Origin of the sequence: Sphingomonas sp. HMP9, from assembly GCF_013374115.1 — a bacterium.
GTDB lineage: Bacteria > Pseudomonadota > Alphaproteobacteria > Sphingomonadales > Sphingomonadaceae > Sphingomonas.
In genome coordinates, this window is sequence record NZ_AP022673.1 from 2672580 (window position 1) to 2690450 (window position 17871).

19 protein-coding genes, 1 tRNA gene and 1 pseudogene are annotated in these 17871 nt (G+C 63.7%); 11 read left to right on the forward strand and 10 right to left on the reverse strand.

All coding sequences use genetic code 11. The features are described from left to right. Window positions 1-296 precede the first annotated feature (296 nt). From HMP09_RS11910 to HMP09_RS11925, 4 genes are read right to left on the reverse strand one after another with little or no spacing between them, the layout of a single operon-like run. Complete coding sequence (locus tag HMP09_RS11910; protein ID WP_176498987.1) at window positions 297-1325, reverse strand: IS110 family transposase; 1029 nt, start codon at window positions 1323-1325, stop codon at window positions 297-299. Between the two features lie 40 nt (window positions 1326-1365). Beyond that, window positions 1366-1668: a hypothetical protein gene (locus HMP09_RS11915; RefSeq protein ID WP_176500544.1), complete on the reverse strand. Its 303-nt coding sequence runs from the start codon at window positions 1666-1668 to the stop codon at window positions 1366-1368. Further along, window positions 1665-2033, reverse strand: a complete 369-nt coding sequence (locus HMP09_RS11920) for a hypothetical protein (RefSeq protein ID WP_176500545.1) — start codon at window positions 2031-2033, stop codon at window positions 1665-1667. The genes HMP09_RS11915 and HMP09_RS11920 overlap by 4 nt, the downstream gene beginning before the upstream one ends. A gap of 1 nt (window position 2034) precedes the next feature. Beyond that, the gene (locus tag HMP09_RS11925; protein WP_176500546.1) at window positions 2035-2256 is read right to left on the reverse strand and encodes a hypothetical protein; all 222 of its coding nucleotides are present in this window, start codon (window positions 2254-2256) and stop codon (window positions 2035-2037) included. A 272-nt stretch (window positions 2257-2528) separates the two neighbouring features. Between HMP09_RS11925 and HMP09_RS11930 the strand changes: the two genes are divergently transcribed. The 4 genes from HMP09_RS11930 to HMP09_RS11945 all read left to right on the forward strand — a co-directional run bounded on the left by HMP09_RS11930 (window position 2529) and on the right by HMP09_RS11945 (window position 5218). After that, a complete protein-coding gene (locus HMP09_RS11930; protein WP_176500547.1) occupies window positions 2529-2921 on the forward strand; it encodes a hypothetical protein in 393 nt (130 codons plus the stop codon). 1 nt (window position 2922) lies between these two features. Further along, window positions 2923-3261, forward strand: coding sequence for a hypothetical protein (locus tag HMP09_RS11935; protein WP_176500548.1), 339 nt, complete (start codon window positions 2923-2925; stop codon window positions 3259-3261). A 179-nt stretch (window positions 3262-3440) separates the two neighbouring features. After that, on the forward strand, window positions 3441-3953 hold the full coding sequence (locus HMP09_RS11940; protein WP_176500549.1) for a hypothetical protein: 513 nt from the start codon (window positions 3441-3443) through the stop codon (window positions 3951-3953). Between the two features lie 191 nt (window positions 3954-4144). Next, complete coding sequence (locus tag HMP09_RS11945) at window positions 4145-5218, forward strand: tyrosine-type recombinase/integrase (RefSeq protein WP_176500550.1); 1074 nt, start codon at window positions 4145-4147, stop codon at window positions 5216-5218. Between the two features lie 12 nt (window positions 5219-5230). Here the strand turns inward: HMP09_RS11945 and HMP09_RS11950 are convergent. Beyond that, window positions 5231-5304 (reverse strand) — tRNA-Gln (locus HMP09_RS11950). Between the two features lie 164 nt (window positions 5305-5468). Here HMP09_RS11950 and HMP09_RS11955 point away from each other — a divergent pair. After that, window positions 5469-6545, forward strand: coding sequence for a Ppx/GppA phosphatase family protein (locus tag HMP09_RS11955; RefSeq protein WP_232090208.1), 1077 nt, complete (start codon window positions 5469-5471; stop codon window positions 6543-6545). After that, the gene (locus tag HMP09_RS11960; protein WP_176500552.1) at window positions 6542-7213 is read left to right on the forward strand and encodes an RlmE family RNA methyltransferase; all 672 of its coding nucleotides are present in this window, start codon (window positions 6542-6544) and stop codon (window positions 7211-7213) included. The genes HMP09_RS11955 and HMP09_RS11960 overlap by 4 nt, the downstream gene beginning before the upstream one ends. A gap of 393 nt (window positions 7214-7606) precedes the next feature. On the opposite strand, the gene rpoZ is transcribed toward HMP09_RS11960, so the two are convergent. Continuing rightward, window positions 7607-7951 (reverse strand): DNA-directed RNA polymerase subunit omega, encoded by a 345-nt coding sequence (rpoZ, locus tag HMP09_RS11965; protein ID WP_055882033.1) that lies wholly within the window; start codon window positions 7949-7951, stop codon window positions 7607-7609. 129 nt (window positions 7952-8080) lie between these two features. Here rpoZ and HMP09_RS11970 point away from each other — a divergent pair, with 129 nt between their 5' ends. Continuing rightward, window positions 8081-9241, forward strand: coding sequence for a phospholipase D-like domain-containing protein (locus HMP09_RS11970; RefSeq protein WP_176500553.1), 1161 nt, complete (start codon window positions 8081-8083; stop codon window positions 9239-9241). 197 nt (window positions 9242-9438) lie between these two features. On the opposite strand, the pseudogene HMP09_RS11975 reads toward HMP09_RS11970, so the two are convergent. Beyond that, a pseudogene (locus tag HMP09_RS11975) lies at window positions 9439-10052 on the reverse strand (class I SAM-dependent methyltransferase). A 192-nt stretch (window positions 10053-10244) separates the two neighbouring features. Between HMP09_RS11975 and HMP09_RS11980 the strand changes: the two are divergent. After that, entirely contained in the window at window positions 10245-10568 is a 324-nt protein-coding gene (locus tag HMP09_RS11980) for an antibiotic biosynthesis monooxygenase (RefSeq protein WP_176500554.1), read from the forward strand. Next, on the forward strand, window positions 10553-11875 hold the full coding sequence (locus tag HMP09_RS11985) for an MFS transporter (RefSeq protein ID WP_232090210.1): 1323 nt from the start codon (window positions 10553-10555) through the stop codon (window positions 11873-11875). Before HMP09_RS11980 ends, HMP09_RS11985 begins: the two co-directional genes overlap by 16 nt. A gap of 706 nt (window positions 11876-12581) precedes the next feature. Here the strand turns inward: HMP09_RS11985 and HMP09_RS11990 are convergent. Both HMP09_RS11990 and HMP09_RS11995 read right to left on the reverse strand, forming a co-directional pair. Then, the gene (locus HMP09_RS11990) at window positions 12582-13046 is read right to left on the reverse strand and encodes a nuclear transport factor 2 family protein (RefSeq protein WP_176500555.1); all 465 of its coding nucleotides are present in this window, start codon (window positions 13044-13046) and stop codon (window positions 12582-12584) included. A 154-nt stretch (window positions 13047-13200) separates the two neighbouring features. Beyond that, the gene (locus HMP09_RS11995; RefSeq protein WP_176500556.1) at window positions 13201-15474 is read right to left on the reverse strand and encodes a CDC48 family AAA ATPase; all 2274 of its coding nucleotides are present in this window, start codon (window positions 15472-15474) and stop codon (window positions 13201-13203) included. A gap of 265 nt (window positions 15475-15739) precedes the next feature. Between HMP09_RS11995 and HMP09_RS12000 the strand changes: the two genes are divergently transcribed. After that, window positions 15740-16624: a LysR substrate-binding domain-containing protein gene (locus tag HMP09_RS12000; protein ID WP_176500557.1), complete on the forward strand. Its 885-nt coding sequence runs from the start codon at window positions 15740-15742 to the stop codon at window positions 16622-16624. Between the two features lie 99 nt (window positions 16625-16723). Next, window positions 16724-17248 carry a hypothetical protein gene (locus HMP09_RS12005; RefSeq protein ID WP_176500558.1) on the forward strand — a complete coding sequence of 175 codons (525 nt, stop codon included), beginning with the start codon at window positions 16724-16726 and terminating at the stop codon, window positions 17246-17248. A gap of 57 nt (window positions 17249-17305) precedes the next feature. Here the strand turns inward: HMP09_RS12005 and HMP09_RS12010 are convergent, their stop codons facing one another. Continuing rightward, on the reverse strand, window positions 17306-17764 hold the full coding sequence (locus tag HMP09_RS12010) for a peptidylprolyl isomerase (protein ID WP_176500559.1): 459 nt from the start codon (window positions 17762-17764) through the stop codon (window positions 17306-17308). Window positions 17765-17871 lie beyond the last annotated feature (107 nt).

Genomic DNA, 17871 nt, shown 5'->3' on the forward strand with positions numbered 1-17871 from the left:
GATTCCCTCGGGGAATCCCCAGCGTCAGTTTTGCAACATATGTAACCGCCCCATACGCAAGAGGGTTTTTGAAACTCGTTGTGGCGCGTGTCGGGTGCTGACATATGTCCGGCCTCATGATGCGGCCTTACAACTGCCGCGGGCCCGTATGGTGTTCGCAGGTCGGGTCCAGATCAAAGCCGCGTGCTCGAAGGCACTCTGTTGCAAACTGGTTTTCCCGATCCCCGTCTCACGACCGTTGCGCCAAACTGCTCCTTGCCCTCGTACGCTCCGACGCCTCGCGACTGACGGTCGGCTTATGCCGCCGCAGCCGGAGCCCGGTAACTTTCACCCTTGATCATCAACGCCCAGGCGACGCGCGCCATCTTGTTGGCCAGCGCGACACGGACGAGCATCGACGGCTTGCGCGACAGCATTCCTGCCAGCCAGGTGCCCGGTCGAGCTGCCTGATGGACACTCCGTTTGATGATGACGCTGTTGGCCCCGATGATCAGGAGGCGGCGCAGGGATCGCTCGCCCATCTTCGTCGTTGCCCCAAGGCGTTGCTTGCCGCCCGTTGAGTGTTGTCGCGGCACGAGGCCGAGCCAGGCCGCGAAATCGCGGCCGCGACGGAACGTCTCCGGTGGTGGGGCCAGCACCGCGATGGCTGTGGCGATCAGGGGACCGATGCCGGGGATCGTCATCAACCTTTGCGCGACTTCATTCTCTTTAGCGCGATGGGTGATTTCGGCGTTCAGCTTCTCGATCTGCGCGTCGAGGCCGACGAGCGCGTCGACAAGCACCCGGAATGTCGCAACAGCCTGAGCAGGCAGGCCGCTGTCCGGATCATCCACAATGGCAATCAGGCGGGAGATATTTGCAGCGCCTTTGGGCACCACCTTGCCGAACTCTGTCAAATGGCCGCGCAAGGCGTTAATCGCCTGGGTGCGCTGCCGGATCATCAACTCCCTGACCCGGAACACCGAGGCAGCTCCCTGTACCTCTTCGCTCTTCACCGGCACGAAGCGCATCGATGGGCGTTGCGCCGCCTCGCAGATCGCCTCGGCGTCCGCCGCATCATTTTTCTGCCGCTTCACAAAAGGCTTCACATACGCCGGCGGGATCAGGCGAACCTCATGGCCCAGAAGGGCAATCTTCCGCCCCCAGAAATGCGAGCCTCCGCAAGCCTCCATCGCGACCGTGCACGGCGGAAGCGTACTGAAGAACGGCAGCAACTGATCCCGGCTCAGCTTCTTGCGCAGGATCGCATGACCCGCTCCATCAGCCCCGTGGACTTGGAACACTCTCTTCGCCAGATCGAGTCCGATCGTAACAATCTCCGACATCACCGCACTCCTCCATCAGTTGAAGACCCCCGTTTCCACTTTAATGCCGTCGGGGGGCGGTTACATCATCAAAGCCAACTGTCAGCGGATAGTGCTTAGCGTCGCCAGCCATCATCTCGTCATGCGTTTTGCCGTACATGCAGCGCCAGCCGTCATCGGAGAGACGGTAGCCGGTATCCCCGAACCGGCCGGGACCGGTTTCGAGCAAGCCGAGAGATAACAGCTTGCTCAGCGTCACATCACCGATGTTGCCGCCCAACTGTCCGCGGATATGAAACTCCGTGTGAGCGATCTGCAGATGATCGAGCAGCTTCCGCTCCCGAGCGTTGAGGACGTAGATCATTCGAATGGCCCCCTGTCGTTCCCAGCGCTCGGCGCGAGCGAAGTCCAAACCAATTTATCCGATGTCTGGAAGTAATCGTCGAGCCACCTGTCGGAGATCGTCGCCCCGCGGAACAGGTCGACTTCCTTCTCGTCGTCGGGCTCGGGGACGATGCTCGATCGCCCCGGCTGCGATAACCCCCCGCTCGGCAGCACGACGTATTCGCACGCATCAACAGGGCAGCAGTCGTCCACATAGTCGATCAGCTGGCCGATACTGTCGGTGACGAATAGCCCGACGAACTCGCCCGCGTGAATCTGGTCCGGCTTAAGGCGAACTAGATAGGCAGTTTTAAAGCCTTCGTGATCGTCATCGCCGGGCGCCACCTCAGTGGCGCTCGCAGAACAGTGCGATGTTCTCGTCGGGCGTTCCGGGATCGTTGAATACCCGGCCCTCGACAAGGACGAAATGACGTTCGCCGCCGAACGCGAAACTGATCTGATCTTTCAGCTGGGGGACGGCGGGGAATCGCATGGGCAGATTAAACAGCTGTTCGCCGCCAGGGCGACGGACAACGACCACGCAGAGGATGCCAGCGGCGTCCGTCACGAGAACTTCTCCCGAAGAATGAGGCGTATGGCCTCAGGACGCGAGGGGGGCGGCGCTTGCCGACCTATCCAAGCGTCTAGCGCGGCGAGATCGTCTGGCTGAAGCCGAACGCCGATTGGCACCCCCTTACCGGTAGGTGCTGGCCCACGTCGTTTCCGTGGCGACAAAGTTTCTTGACCGGTCATAAAACCGTGTCTACACGGTAATCGAGCCGGGGGGAAGTTGGTACCTTCCCGCCCGGCTCTAACCGCAACCGTTCTCGGAGAACGATCATGGCTACCGCTCTATTAGGGCCGCGCACTGTCGCGGCCAATACTTCCTCGCGCCGTAGCGTACTGGGATTTATTGGCGTCTTGGGCATCGTTGCCGCGGTGCCGGCGATCACCGTCGCATCAATGCCACCAGCACCCGCCGACGTGTTCGCTCGATACCTCGCCGCTGATACGGCCCTGAACACCCTGCACGAGGATGCTGAGTTTACTAATCCCGCCGAGTTCGACCGGGTCGAGGACGCCTATTTGGCTGCTCTTAGCGATTGCCGAAACGCAACGCCCCGCACGATCCGCGAGTTCGCCATCTGGTTTCAAGCGGTCAACGATGACTCGCCGCTATCAAAGCAGGCACTTGGCTTCTTGACCGACATCGCAGCTTCGGAGGGCCGCTGAAATGAAGTACCCACCCTTCCTAACCCCCGACGAAGCAGCCGAGGCGCCTACGGCGTCGGCCGACGTTGTTCCGTTCCCGCCTGGCATAACGTTGCGGGCGCAGGTGCGCGAAGCAGAGCGCCAGATCGAGCGCTTGGAGCAGCAAGCGGCAGAGAACGATATTCGCTCCATGGATCACCTCGAACGGGTGCGCGCGATCGGCGCAGAGGTGGCGCTTGAGATATGGCGGCCTAGGCTAAAGGACGCGCAGGCAGAGGTCACAATGCTCGATGCCAACGACACGCTGACCTTCCGCGGACAGAGGTATCACGCGCACCGCAGCTTCCACGGGGCGAACTGACATCGCCCTGAGTATTGCGATCCGTAAATCGTTTCATCCATGATCCATCCTGAGATATCGTTGTTGACAGAACGAAACCGTTAGTAGATATTCGTTTTGAACAGAACGGAACAATGGCAATGATCACCAGCGGCATTCTTCGAAATCTCAGGGTGGGCCCTGTCGCGAGTGCGGCGCGAATGAGCGACGCAACCATCAGGACCTGGGTCGCAAATCACGGATTAGTACTTGGCGATAGGCATGTCCGCGGCGAGGGCAATCCGCGATATGACCTGAGCGATTGTGCACGCCTGTTCATGCTTCACATCCTCACGAAGAAGCTCCGCATGGACAGCAAGCCTGCCGTCTATGCGGTTAACTCTGCAGTCGAAAAGCTGACGGAGATCGCCGAAGAGGAAACGGCTGCGATCGATGCTCGCCGAGTTCCAGAATGTCAGCGCTACGTCATGACGATGTCTGCCATGTCGATCGACAGCGAGACAAAGCCGGAAATCACTCTCTATTCGGATCCTCAGGCGATCGCGAACCGGAACGACTCACGCGGCCTATGGTGCGAAGTCGTTATCGACCTGCGTGAAATCGTCCGAGCCGCGAGAGACGCGCTGGTCAATGAATTGGGCTATTCAACGAGCGGGCTGTCGCATGATTTTGCTGACACCGTTTCGTCCGAAGTCCGGTCGGAAGCAGCGTAACCGATGAGCAGGCGGGCGGCCTTCAATCAGAGCGACGTGACCCGCGCCTTCAAAGGCGCGTTGGCCGCGGGCGTGAGGGTTGCCGTTCTGATCCGCCCTGACGGAACGATGGAAATCGTGCCAGCTGCTGGCGACCGCCCCCTGATAGCTGACAATGACCTCGATGCGCGTCTCGATGCGTTCGGTGGGCTATGAAGAAGAAGCTCGCCTACGTTTCCAGCTTTGTCGATCGGCACGACAAGCGGCGTTACCGTTTCCGCCGAACCGGTTATCCGGTTCACTACTTCAAAGAGCCGCACGGCACGAAGGCGTTTGAGCGCGAGTATGCAGCCTGCCTATCGACCGAGCCCGCACCAGTCGGCGCCGGCCGCACAAGGCCTGGCAGCGTGTCGGACGTGGTCATCCGCTACTATGCCGATAACAACTTCCTTGACCTGAGGCCCTCGACCCAAGCGGTTTATCGCGGTGTCCTGGAACGGCTGCGAACGAAGTTCGGAGACGACCCTATCCGCATGTTCGATTCGGAGCGGCTTGCACGCCTGATGACGCTGATGCGCGATCGACCACATGCGGCGGCACGGCTCCGCAAGCTGTTCGCCCAGCTGTTCGTCATCGCCCGCCGCGCGAAGCTGGTTCCGCATGGTTTCGATCCCGTCCGCGACACCAAGCCCCCCAAGGCGGTAAGCGACGGCTATCACCGCTGGACTGAGGACGAGCTCGAAGCGTTCGAAGCTAAGCACTCGCTGGGCACGAAACCACGTCTCGCGTTCGCCATGCTGCTCTACGGGGCGCAACGAAGCGGCGACGTCCGGTTCATGACCCGAGAGACGATCGCTGAAGGCCGGATCCGGCTCGACCAGAGCAAGACTAGCACGGCGGTGGATGTCCCAGTGGTTCCGCCGCTGAAAGAGGCCCTGGCAGCTGGCCCACTGGGCGCTCAGACGCTGCTGGAGACCAAGGGTGGCGAGCCCTACACTCCCAAGGGCTTCTACGGGATGTTCAAGCGCGCATGCGTCGCGGCAGACCTTCCGCATTGCTCGCCGCACGGCCTACGCAAATCGGCGGCGCGGCGATGCAAGGACGCCGGCTGCTCGAACGAGCAAGGCATGGCTATCACCGGTCACAAGACCGAGAAGGAATATCTACGTTACGCTGGGACTGGCGCTCGCGCGGATCTAGCTGACGAAGCAATGGAAATGGTTTTGGCTAACCGGACTCTCCGGGTAGCCAGGGCTCAGTCGCAAACCCCTGCAGAGTCTGCGTAAACCAAGCAACGCTGGATGCCCCGTGAGGATTCGAACCTCAATAGGCGGTATCAGAAACCGCAGTCTTACCATTAGACGACGGGGCATCAGCGAGGGCGCGATCTAGGCGGGCGGTTTCGTGCTGTCAACGCCAAGATGATACGAATCCGCCAGTTCGCTTGCGTAATCGCGCCGCCGCGCTACATTCGCCTCCAAGCACCGGGCGGGTATTTTCCCGCGGCGGCAGACATAGATAGTGAGTTTTACGGCGATGGGGGATGTTTCCGCCCGAATGCCGTTCCGGCAGGTTAGTCCTGCCCGTCCGGCGGCGACCCGGCCCTCTCGTGGGCGGTGGGCCGATGCGCAGGCGTTTGCCGCGCTGGATCTCGGCACCAACAATTGCCGGTTGCTGATCGCGCGACCGCATGCGGGCGGCTTCGCGGTGATCGACGCGTTCTCGCGAATCGTCCGGTTGGGTGAAGGGCTGGCCTCGACCGGTACGCTCAGCGATGCGGCGATCGAGCGGACGATCGCCGCCTTGCGCGTGTGCTCGGACAAGCTGCAGCGCCGCAACGTCACGCTGGCGCGATCGGTCGCGACGGAGGCATGTCGGCAGGCGTCGAACGGGCCCGCCTTCATCGCGCGCGCACTCGCCGAGACGGGCATCCACCTCGACATCATCTCGGCGGAGGAAGAGGCGCGGTTGGCGGTGCTCGGCTGCCATGCGCTCATCGAGCCGGGGGAAGACCCTGCGCTCGTGTTCGACATCGGCGGCGGGTCGACCGAACTCGTGCTGGTCGATACCTCGACGCCGATCCCGACCGTGCTCGACTGGCATTCGGCGCCGTGGGGCGTGGTGTCGCTGACCGAGCATGCCGGCGGTGGCGAGGGCGAGGACGGGCGACGCGCTGCATATGCCAAGATGCGCCAGGTCGTCGCGGACAGTTTCGCGGGGTTCGCCGCACGGCTTCCCCGGCATATCGCGCGGCCGCGACTGCTCGGTACCAGCGGCACGGTGACAACGCTGGGTAGCGTGCATCTCGGGCTCAGCCATTACGACCGGTCGGTGGTCGACGGGCTGATCGTGCCTGCGTCGGCGATGCGGCGGATCAGCGCCGACCTTTCCCATATGTCGATCACGGAGCGCGCCAAGCTGCCGTGCATCGGCAACGAGCGCGCCGACCTGGTGGTCGCGGGCTGTGCGATTTTGGAGACGATCATGGATCTATGGCCCGCCGAGCGGCTCGGCATCGCCGACCGCGGTATTCGCGAGGGGATCTTGCGCCGGCTGATGGGGGCACCTCGCCCCGGTGGGAAGCCCGGCAACGCGTCGAGCGTCGCGGCATGAGCCGGGGTGGCTCCGGCGGGCATGTCCGCGTCCTGACCGCGCGCAAGCGAACCGCGCAGTCGACGCGCTGGCTCGAACGCCAGTTGAACGATCCCTATGTGAAGCGCGCCAAGGCCGACGGCTATCGCAGCCGCGCCGCCTACAAGCTGATCGAGCTCGACGAGCGGTTCGAATTGATCCGCGGATCCAAGCGCGTGGTCGATCTGGGGATCGCGCCGGGCGGCTGGGCGCAGGTGATCCGGCGGCGGATCCCCAAGGCGTCGGTAGTCGGGATCGATCTGCTCCCAGTCGATCCGATCGAAGGCGTGACGATCTTCGAGATGGATTTTCTCGACGATGCGGCGCCGGGCAAGTTGATCGAGGCGCTCGGCGGCGCGCCGGACCTGGTGCTGTCGGATATGGCCGCGAATACGGTAGGGCATCCGCAGACCGATGCGCTCAGGACGATGGCGCTGGTCGAGACCGCGCTTCACTTTGCGTGCGAAGTGCTCGAGCCGGGCGGCACGTTCGTGTCGAAGGTGTTCGCGGGGGGCGCCGATTCCGAGCTGGTCGCGGAGATGAAGCGGAACTTCAAGACGGTGAAGCATGCCAAGCCACCGGCGAGCCGGAAGGGCTCGGTCGAGTGGTTCGTGGTGGCGCAGGGGTTTAAAGGCCGAGACCCGAAATAGCATAGCTATTTCGGACTGGTCGACAGCCCGGCCAGCGTCGCGCAGAGACGACTGACGACGCGGCTTCGCCGCGGCGCTCTGCCTCCGGGTGATACCAGACGCACCGGCTCGTCACAAAGCGTGTGTCCCCGCGAAGGCGGGGGCACAGTCTGGGCACCCGCCTTCGCGGGAGAACAAAGGGGCGGGACCCGCTTTGCATCTGCCTTCTCCCACCCAAGGCAAACGGTGCGTCCCTCTACGGAAACCTGATAACGAAAAAGCCCGCGGACCTGGGTCCACGGGCTTTTCTAAGTCCTGCGCCGCAGCGAAGCCGCGTCGTCGGTCGGGCTGTGCCCGCCGGCCGGCATTCGCCTGATCGCCGTCCAACGCGTGCGTTGGTCGGCTGGCTCATGCTTACCCTTCGTAATCCGCACCCAGATTCTGGTTCCGCGGCGGTGCAGCGGCGGTCAGGCGGAGCGCTTCGGCCGAAGCAGCCAGGCTGCCCACGGCATCGACCTCGTCGTCGTCGTCGACGCGAACCTTCTGCAGGCCCTGGATGACCTGTTCCTTGAGATGCGCCGGCTTGACGTTCTCGTCTGCGATCTCGCGCAACGCGACGACCGGGTTTTTGTCGCGGTCGCGGTCGAGCGTCAGTTCGGCGCCGCCCGAAATCTGGCGCGCACGCTGGGCCGCGAACAACACCAGGTCGAACCGGTTGGGGATCTTGTCGACACAATCCTCGACGGTAACGCGCGCCATGCGGCTTCCTTCGTAACAACGATAGAATGAGAATGCGTCGCCTACGGGCGGTGGCTCGCAAAGTCAATGAAATGCGCGGATCGGCGTCCTAGGTTGCCACACACGCGCGCCGTGTCCATCACGCGCGCCATGGATGACCCCGCAGACCAGCCGACGTTCACCGTCGACGGCAACCAGTTGACGCTCCTCGATACCGGCCCCCGCCGCCTCGACGCGGTGCTCGCGCTGATCGATGGCGCCGAGCGAACCCTGCGCATACTCTATTACATCTACGCCGACGACGAGTCCGGGAAGCGCGTCAACGCCGCGCTCATTGCGGCCGCCAAGCGCGGGGTCGACGTCGCGCTGATCGTCGACGGGTTCGGCAGCGACGATGCGCCCCACGCGTTCTTCGAACCACTCGAAGCCGCCAACGTGTCGGTATGCCGGTTCTCCGCACGGTTCGGCCGTCGCTATCTGCTCCGCAACCACCAAAAGCTTGCGCTCGCCGACGAAGCGCGGATCATCATCGGCGGTTTCAATATCGAGGACGATTATTTCGGGACTGCCGCGGAGCAGGCCTGGCGCGACCTGGGTTTGCTGGTCGAGGGACCGGCGGCGGGGCGGCTGGCGGGGTATTTCGATGCGTTGAAGGACTGGATTCACGAGCCGAAGGGCAAGCTACGCCGGCTGAACGCTGCGCTGTCGCACTGGAGCGAGACCAAGGGCGCGACGCGGTGGCTGATCGGCGGCCCGACGCGCAAGCTGTCGCCCTGGGCCCGCGCGGTGCGCGACGACATGCGCCGCGGGCGGCGGATCGACATCATCGCCGGGTATTTCACGCCAAGCCCCGCGCTGCTGCGTCGGCTCGACAAGGCGGGGCGACGCCAAGCCGACGTCCGGGTCGTCACGGCGAGCAAATCGGACAACAACGCGACGATCGCTGCCGCGCGGTTCACTTATGCGGGGCTGTTGCGCAAAGGCGTGCGCCTGTTCGAGTACCAGCCGACCAAGCTTCACACGAAGCTCTACGTGATCGATGATGCAGTCCATATCGGGTCGGCGAACTTCGACATGCGCAGCCTGTTCATCAACCTCGAACTGATGCTGCGGATCGAGGATGCGGCGTTCGCTGCGCATGTCCGCGGGTATATCGATGGCGAAGTGGCGAAATCGACCGAGGTGACCAAGGCACTGTATCAGGCAAACACCGGCTGGGTGCAGCGGATCAAGCAGTTCGGGGCGTATTTCGTGGTGGCGGTGGTGGACCCGAGCCTGTCGCGTGGACTGAATTTCGGGATCGACGAGTAAGCGGCGCTAGGACGCGACCTGTTCGATCATCGCGCCAGCCTGATCGACGACTTTCACGACGGGTTCGCCAGCGCGCCCCGCGCCGACGGCAAAGCCGCCATTGGACGGGTTCGGCTCTCTAGCCGACCCGCCGGCCGGGCCTGACGCTGCGCCCCGCTATCGCTTTGCGCATCGGCGCGAGCGTGGGCGCGCTTGCGTCAGTCCTTCCACGCCCAATACAGTTGCGCTGGCGGTACGTTCCACCACTCCATGTCGTGATCGATCGATTCGAAATGCGGAGTCAAAAAGTCCTTCACCTTCGGCGAGAACTGATAGACCAGGAACGCGCCGCCGGTCCGCAGAACCGAATGGGTCGCCGTCGCGATCGCCGGGCCGACGCCTGGGGCAGCGTCGAAAATGGAAGCCCCGACAGCACGTAATCCGCCTTCTCGAAGCCGTGGTCGGCGACGATCGTCTCGACCTCGTCCGCCGATCCCAGCACCGCGAAGAAGCGTGGGTCGGTAATCGTGTGGCGCAGATACTGGATGAACTCTGGGTTCGTATCGATCACCACCAGCTTGGCATCGGGCGCCATGCGGTCGAGGATCGGACGGCAGAACGTGCCGACGCCCGGCCCGTATTCGACGAACAATTTGCAATTCGCCCAGTCGACCGGCCCTAGCATCTTGCGAATGAGCTTGTCCGACGACGGCACGATGGACCCGACCATCACCGGGTGTTTCAGGAACCCTGAAAAGAACATCTGCCACGGGGACGGCACGCCGGCGGGTCGGCTGCGTGCACGCCGGGTGGCGGTGGTCGAACTGGGCATCGCGTTCCTTACGGTCAGGGGTCCCGCACGCTGGCGAGGCTTTGGCCCTCCCGTCGCACGAATTCCGAACGCGTTTCAAGGGGCGGGGGTTGCATCGGGCGACGAACCGAAGCGCAAGTCGTGCTGCGTCAAGTGGTTCCGCCCGCCTTACCGCCGCTTTGCCAAGCGTACTGCATCGCTTAAGCACGGACCATGAACGACGATCGTACAGGACAGATAGCGGTAGTTTTCGTGTCGATCCGTAACGACGCGGACGCCGCCGGCTATGGCGAAGCCGCCGTGGCCATGGACGCGCTGGCCGCGACGCAGTCCGGCTATCGTGGCGTCGACAGCGCGCGCGACGCGGGCGGCATGGGGATCACCGTAAGTTACTGGGCCGACGATGCTGCGGCGATCGCCTGGCGCGACCACCCCGAGCACACGGCGATTCGCGAGCGCGGGCGGGCGCTTTGGTACGACAGCTATTCGGTCAACGTCACGCGGATCGAGCGTGCCTATGCATGGTCACGGCCATGATCGGCTCGGCGACCGAGGGCCCGAAGATCGACCGCCGCTTCGCGCTCATGTTCCTCGTGATGCTGACGATCGCGGCGGGGAATACCGCGCTGCAATCGGTCCTGCCGGCGCTCGGGCGATCGCTTGGGGTCGCCGACAGCGCGGTGGCGGCGGCGTTCTCGGTGTCGGCCCTGCTGTGGGTGATCGCCGCGCCCTTCTGGGCGAACCGATCGGACAAGCACGGCCGGCGCGCGATGATCCTGCTCGGCGTCGGCGGGTTCAGCGTTTCGCTGACATTGTGCGGCGTGTTCCTGCTCGCCGGGATCAACGCGTGGGTCGGCGGCACGACCGCGTTCCTGTGCTTCATCGGCGGCCGACTGATCTACGGCACGTTCGGTGCGGCCGCCCCGCCCGCCGTGCAGGCGCTCGTCGCGGGCGAAACGACACGCGAGGAACGCACCAAGGCGCTGACCTTGCTGGCCTCGGCGTTCGGGCTTGGCACGATATTGGGGCCGGCGATTGCACCGTATCTGATCCTTGGTTCGATCGGCGGGGTCGAGATCGGACTGGCGGGCCCGGCGTTCCTGTTCGCGGTGTTCGGCGTCGCCGTGTGGATCACGGTGCGGCGGATGCTGCCCGACGACAAGATCATAGCCCCGCACGAGACGCACGGCGCGAGTTCGGCCTACCCCTCGATCGGTGGAGCGCCAACCGGCGCTTCGGTCGCCGCCGCAACCGGATCGCATGTCGAGCATGTCGGCTACACCGATCCGCGAATCCGCGCGTGGATGATCGCCGGGCTGGTGATGGGGCATGCTCAGGCGATGACGGGGCAGGCGATCGGCTTCCTCGTGATCGACCGCCTCCACCTTGCGCCTGCGCTTGCACTGGAGCCGACCGGCATCGTCCTGATGATGGGCGCCGGCGCCGCGCTGCTCGCGCAATGGGGCATCATCCCGCGCTTGAACATGAGCCCGCGGCACCTTGTCCTTACCGGGCTCGTGCTGGCGGCGGCCGGCACCGCGCTGACCGGAATCGCAACGTCGCTATACGGGATCGCGACGGCCTATGCGTTGGCCAGCCTCGGCTTCGGCTTTACCCGACCGGGGTTCACGGCAGGGTCGTCGCTGGCGGTTGGCGCAAGCGCACAAGGATCGGTCGCAGGCAAGGTGACGAGCATCAACGGCGCAAGCTTCGTGCTGGGGCCGTCGATTGGCGTCGGCCTGTACGAAGCGCAACACTCGCTTCCCTATCTGGTCGCGGGCGCGGCATGCGTCATGATGATCGCGTATGCCTGGGCGGCACTGAAAGATGCGCAAGACGGTTAGGCTGGACGATCCCAGTACCCGTCCAGGACGCACGCATCACAGTGATGCGCGCGTCCTCCAGCCCGTCAAATCGTCGACGCGTTCCGATCCGCTACTTTGCAGAGGCAGCGACACAGTACACAAGCACCGGAACGCCGATCAGCAGTATCATCAATAACAGGTGTATCTGAAGCAGCCGGTTCAGCCATGTCGGCTGCTCGCCGGAGTGCTCCTCCTCCGTCCGAAGATCCTCGACGACCTCCATGTCGAATGTATTCGAAAAGAAATGCCTGGGGCGCATCCGCAAGAAAGGTTGCGGCGAATTAGCGTGATCGTGCAGGTCTGGGCTCGCCGGTGAGTTGTCGCCGGATTTTGACACAGGGTCTGACATGGCGTGGTTTCCGTTTACTCGAGATCATGGGCGCGCAGAGCACGTCCCAAAGGTCAGATCGAATAAAGCCCGAACTCAAGCGGCCGATAGCCGCGAGTCCGGGCTAACCACGTGCGGCGAGCTGCCCGGCATGGTCGCGGAAACGCTTATATGTCGCAGGAGCGTACATGAACGTTACATCGGGGTCATGCTCCGTAATGTCAACACGTGGCGACCGGGGCGAGGATAGTCGTTAGACCGCTCGCACGTGCGTATCGCGAATACGTAAAGGCTCCTCTCCAATGCGGCAGACGGGTGGCACTCACGCAGCGCAATCGGCCGGGATCCGTCTCGCGCTCAGAGGTCGAGGTCGCTCAACGATGGGTGATCGTCGGGGCGGCGACCGAGCGGCCAATGGAACTTGCGATCGCCTTCCGAGATCGGATGATCGTTGATCGAGGCGATGCGGCGGGCCATCAGCCCGGCATCGTCGAACTCCCAATTTTCGTTACCGTAGGACCGGAACCAAGCGCCGCTATCGTCGTGCCACTCATAGGCGAACCGCACGGCGATCCTGTTGCCGTCCTGCACCCAGACTTCCTTGATGAGGCGATAGTCCAGTTCCTTCGCCCATTTGCGCGTCAGGAAGGCGACGATCGCATCGCGGCCGGTCAGGAACTGATCGCGGTTCCGCCAGACGCTGTCGAGCGTATAGGCCAGCGACACCTTTGCGGGATCGCGACTGTTCCATGCATCCTCGGCCATGCGCGCCTTCTGCGCAGCGGTCGCATGGGTAAATGGCGGTAGTGGAGGTCGAGACATGGCAGCACCTGCAGGCGAGTTCGTACCGAACGGTACCATGGTTGATCTAACGCGAAGGGGCCGGTCGCACGCCCATCGGTCGCGTCATCGTCGATGCTCCCACCCAGGCAGCAACTGGGTGGGAGCCGTCCTTCCATGCCTCAAAGAACGCGATTTAGTCGTCCGTCTTCTTGGGGAAGGCGAAGCCGAGCGGCTGGATTGCCGTCGCATCCTGCTTCAGGCGGGCCGCCATCTGTTCGTACTCGCGTTCGGTTTCCGGGGTCACGCTGGCGCGGGACTCCTTCAGGGCGCCTTCGAAGTCGGCCATCGTCACGTCGGTCGAGTCGATCGACCTACGCAATGCAACCAGGCCCGCGCGACGAACGACGTCCTCCAGGTCAGCGCCGGAGAACCGGTCGGTACGGTCGGCGAGGCGGTCGAGATCGACGTCGGATGCGAGCGGCATCTTCTGGGTCTGGATGCCGAGTATGCGGCGGCGGCCGGCTTTGTCGGGGACGCCGACATAGACGAGCTCGTCGAACCGGCCCGGGCGTAGCAACGCCGGGTCGATCAGGTTCGGGCGGTTGGTCGCGCCGATCACGACGACCGACTGCAACTCCTCCAGTCCGTCCATCTCGGCCAGGATCGTGTTGACGACGCGCTCGGTCACCTGCGGCTCGCCTGCGCCGCTGCCGCGTGCCGGCACCAGCGAATCAAGCTCGTCGATGAAGATCACGCACGGCGCCACCTGACGTGCGCGCTGGAACAGCCGGGCGATCTGCTGTTCGCTCTCGCCATACCATTTGCTGAGCAGGTCGGACGATTTGGTGGCGATGAAGTTCGCCTCCGCCTCGCGCGCGACCGCCTTCGCCAGCAGCGTCTTGCCGGTGCCGGGGGGGCCGTACAGCAGGAAGCCCTTGGCAGGCCGGATGCCGAGGCGTCGGAACGCATCGGGGTTCTTGAGCGGCAGTTCGACGCCTTCCTTCAGCCGCATCTGCGCATCGTCGAGCCCGCCGACGTCTTCCCAACGCACCGTTGGCGCCTGGACCATGACCTCGCGCATCGCCGATGGCTGGACGCGCTTCAACGCTCCCAGGAAATCCTCGCGCGTGACCGACAATTCGTCGAGCACATCTGGCGGGATGGTCCGCTCTTCGAGATTGAGCTTGGGCATGATCCGGCGGACCGCCTCGATCGCCGCCTCGCGAGTCAGCGCGGCAAGATCGGCGCCGACGAAGCCGTAGGTGGTGCGCGACAGCTCATCCAGATCGACACGGTCGCCAAGCGGCATGCCACGCGTGTGGATGCCGAGAATCTCTCGCCGGCCACGCTCGTCCGGCACGCCGACGACGATCTCGCGATCGAACCGGCCGGGGCGGCGAAGGGCTTCGTCGATCGCCTCGGGGCGATTGGTCGCCGCGATCACGACGAGGTTCGCCCGCGATTCGATGCCGTCCATCAGCGTCAGCAGCTGCGCGACGAGGCGCTTTTCCGCCTCGCCCGACACCTGGCCACGCTTTGGCGCGATCGAATCGATCTCGTCGATAAACACGATCGAAGGCGCTGCCTTGGCCGCTTCCTCGAACACTTCTCGAAGGCGTGATTCGGATTCACCATACGCCGAGCCCATGATTTCAGGCCCGTTGATCAGGAAGAACTGCGCGTCGGACTCGTTGGCGACGGCGCGCGCGAGACGCGTCTTGCCGGTACCGGGCGGGCCATGCAGCAACACGCCCTTGGGCGGATCAACGCCCAGCCGCTGGAACAACTCAGGATAGCGCAGCGGCAGCTCGACCATCTCGCGCAGCTGGTCAATCGTCTGCGCCATGCCGCCGATATCGTCATAGGTGACGTCGGCGCGACGCGCGGCCTGCGGCTCCTCATATTCGGAGCGCAGTTCGATCTCGGTATTCTCGTCGATGTGCACCACGCCCTTGGGGCTGGCGGCGATCACTGCGAGACGAATTTCCTGCAGCGCGTACGCCGGGGCATTCATGAATTGCTGGACGTTGGGCGGCATGTTGCCGACGCGCTGATGCCCCGCGGTCGCGACGATATCGCCTTGGCAGATCGGCCGACCAAGGAAGGTGCGCTTGAGCGCGTTGGTCGAACCCTGGAGGCGAAGGTTCTGCTGCGCCGGCGCGAACACGACGCGGGTCGCGGGCTTCGACTCGGCCTTGCGCACCTCGACGAAATCGCCCGAGCCGACGCCGGCATTGGCGCGCTGGAGGCCATCGAGGCGGAGGATGTCGAGACCCTCGTCCTCCGGATACGGACCGACGGCGCGTGCTGGCGTGTTCTGCTTGCCGAGGATTTCGATGACGTCGCCCTCGCCGATGCCGAGCGTCGCCATCAGTGCACGGGGCAGATGCGCCAGACCGCGGCCGCTGTCTTCGGGACGCGCGTTGGCGACCTGGATTTTGCGCGTGGGAATTTCGCTATCGGCCATGTCGACTCCATTCGATCTCGTAGCGTCCGAGATAGGAGCCCGGTTCCAGCCTTGTCAGGGGTTGAAAACACAAAAAAAGGGCCGGCCAATGAAGGCCAGCCCATGAAAGTTTTTAGGAGAGGATGCCTGAAAGGCGAGGTCTTTTTGCGGCGAGACGGTTCATGTTGCAAGTGCGAAGGGATCAGCTACGATTGCGCTAACTGCAATCGTATGTCTGAATGCGCCAAGCGGTCACCGTTACCAACGTCGAGTCGAAAGAGGAATCATGCGCAGGCTGCCGCCATTGGGGGCTATCGAGGCGTTCGTGCAGGTCGCGCGGCTGGGGTCGATCAAGGCCGCGGCCGAGGATCTGGCGCTGTCCGCGCCTGCACTCAGCCGGCGTGTGCAAAGCCTCGAGCGGTTCATCGCCAAGCCGCTGTTCGCGCGTCGGCATCAGGCGATGGTGCTGAATGCGGATGGCGAGCGGTTGCTGGCACAGATCGCGCCGGTGCTCGATTCGCTGTCCGACGCCGTTGAATCGCTGACCAGCACGACCGAGGTGCTGCGGCTACGGCTCGGCATCCTGCCGCTCTATGCGTCGCAGAAGCTGTTTCCGCGGCTTGGCGAGCTGCGCACGTCGCATCCCGAGCTGCACCTCGACATCGATACGGCGGCGCATCTGGTGTCGCGGCTCGGCGACGGGCTGGACGCGGTGATCGCTCTGTCGCGCGAGATCGACCCGGCCTTCTATGCGCGGCGGCTCGATCGCAATTCGGTGTACGTAATCGGCGCGCGTAGCCTGCTGGAGCGCGCCGACCCGGTCGCGCGGCCCGAACAGCTCTCGACGCTGACGGCGCTGGTCCACCGCGACATGACGGATACGTTCACGGCGTGGCGGACGGCGGCCAAGCTGGACGATATCGAGCCGCTGGCGATAGACCATTTCGATTCCGGCGCGTTGATGCTGGAGGCGGCGGCGCAAGGCCTCGGTGTCGCGTTCATGCACGCCAGTCATTTCGAGGACGCAAACGATCCGCGACTCGTCCGGCTTTTCGACATTGAAGTGGAAAGTCCCTACAGCTACTGGTTCGTCTGCCGCCCGCGAGCGTTGCAGACCAAGCCGGTGAAGCTGTTCCACGACTGGCTGATACGGACCGTAGCCGAAGTTTAATCATGCTGGAGTAAACCTACTCCAAACCGGATGTTGTCGACATCATCACGACCGACCATCCCGTTATACTTGGTTCCCATAACATTTTCGGGAGCGATCTTGATGGTGATGGATGCGAGCAAAGTTGACGGCCAACTGTTTCTCGGTGAGAACCTGCCACCCGACACTACAACCCGTCACCAGCGTACCAGAACAGAAGAAGCAGCCTGGGGCACTCAAGCCGTCTACGAACTCGTCGAACCTGATAGCGGCATCATCTACGAGCGCGTTCTGCTCGTCACGAAGGACCCGACGACTCTACCGCATGGCCGCGAGAAATGTGCCAAATGGGCGCATATCGGACCAATAAAGACTTGCGTTGGCTGGACGGTCAACTTGCAATGGTATTACGTTCGCGCAGTGTTGCGAGTTTCCACTGCCAAGCCGGTCGACATCAAGGACATCGTCGAAGACTGTTTGCGCGAAGGCGCAATCGCCGCCGCGATCGCTGCAATCATCACCGGCGGGAGCGCAGCCGCTGCCGCCGCGGCAGGTGCGGTCGAAGTTTGTCTTGCGCGCAAATTGGGCGATCAGTTGCTCTCCGTGTCCGTAAATCTCGAACATTACTGGGGCGAGTGGCAATAGGATCAGCCCGGAATAGTCAATACCGGGGCGGCGCGACGCCACCCCGGTACCTCATTATCAGGCGGCGCGTGCCTTAACGATCTTGCCCGGCGCGCGCGGCGGCTCGCCCTTGGGCAGCGCGTCGATCAGGTCCATGCCGTCGGTGACTTCGCCCCACACGGTGTACTGCTTGTCGAGGAAGCGCGCGTCGTCGAACACGATAAAGAACTGCGAGTTCGCCGTGTCGGGCTGATTGGTGCGCGCCATCGAGCACACCCCGCGGACGTGCGGCTCGGCCGAGAACTCTGCTTTGAGGTTGGGCTTGGTCGAGCCACCGGTGCCGTCGCCGCGACCACCGTCACCGCCCTGCGCCATGAAGCCCGGGATCACGCGGTGGAAGGGGACGCCGTCGTAGAAGCCTTCGTTCGCGAGTTCGGCAATCCGCTCAACGTGCTTGGGCGCGAGATCGGGGCGGAACTTGATCATGACGTCGCCGCCATCGAGGGTCAGCGTCAGCGTTTCGGGGGTGTCAGCCATTCATGTTCTCCTGAATTGATGAGGCGCAGATAGGGAGCCGCACTCCGACTGGCAAATGCACGCGCGCGGCGTTAGGGGCCGGGCATACGCTTTTTAAGGGAGGCAGC